This is a genomic window from Thermostichus sp. MS-CIW-36 (genome assembly GCF_054059035.1).
Genome location: NZ_JBSSBR010000062.1, coordinates 1 through 1233, shown reverse-complemented (window position 1 = coordinate 1233; position 1233 = coordinate 1). Strand labels below are relative to the sequence as shown.

The 1233-nt window shown below is 57.7% G+C and carries 1 pseudogene; it reads left to right on the top strand.

From position 1 onward, the window contains the following. Positions 1-85: 85 nt before the first annotated feature. Positions 86-1233: pseudogene (locus tag ACVWVQ_RS14250) on the top strand (RNA-guided endonuclease InsQ/TnpB family protein); the annotation flags it as partial.

Below are 1233 nucleotides of genomic sequence, written 5' to 3'. Positions count from 1 at the left end.
AAAAAACTGGGTCTGAAGCCCCGCCCTTGAGGCCTACGGCCCGCTGACGCGACAGGGCGGCTTTCATGTGTGTACAATACAACCCATGAAACAGACTCTAACACTGGTTTGTAAGTCCAACCCACGCCCGAACAGGCGGCCAAAATACAAGCCACACTCCAGGCCTTTGCCGCCGCTTGCCACTACACCAACCAAACGGTCAAGCCAAATATCTGCAACCCTGTTGCCATTCAGGCACAGGTGTACCAAACCCTGCGCAGCGAGTTCGGACTCAGTGCCAACCTAGCCGTTAGAGTCTGTGCAAGAGTGGGAGCTAACCGCAAGACTGCCAAAACTCAAGGTCGCCCCGTCAAAACATTCAAGCCCACTTCCGCCGACTACGACGCTCGCCTCTTCTCCTATCGGGAACAGGACGAGACCGTCAGCCTGTGCTTGGTGGGGGGACGGGAGCGAATTCAGTTGCGTTTGGGCAACTATCAAAGGGGCAAGTTGCGGGGACAAAAACCGACCTCTGCCCAGCTTTGCCAACATCGAGACGGCTCGTACTATGTCCACATCCAACTGACCGAGCAGGTGCCTGAGCCGCAGCAGGCCGTTCAGGTCAAAGGACTCCGTCCCGCTGTCGCGATTGGGGTGGACTTGGGCAGGAGAGAGATTGCCAAGACCAGCACCGACAGGGGGTGGGATGGACAGCAGTTGAACCAAACCAGAGATCGGTTCAGCCGAGTGCGCAGGTCGCTGCAGAGAAAAGCCTCGAAAGGCACAAGGTCGACTCGCCGCAGGGCGAGACAAATCTTGCAACGGCTGTCGGGGCGGGAGCGGCGGTTTCAGACTTGGCTCAACCACACCATCAGTGCCTCCATTGTCCGGGAAGCGCAACAGAAGCAGGCAGTCCTTGCCCTTGAGGACTTGACGGGGATCAGAGAGCGCATCAACCGACAGCCTCGCAGCAAAGCCGAACGGCGCAGGGGGAACAGTTGGGCGTTCTACCAACTCCGTCAATTTCTGGAGTACAAGGCTGTGGGAGCAGGGGTTGCTTTGATTCTGGTTCCGCCTGCCTACACGTCGCAGACCTGCCACCGGTGTTTGCACATTCATCCTGACCCTGAACAGTCCTATCGCCGTGGGAAGCAGTTTAAGTGTGGGCATTGTGGATGGGAAGGGGATGCGGACTGGAATGGGGCGAGTATGATTGCCAGACTTGGGGCTGCCTTTGTAAACCAGCCTAGAGGT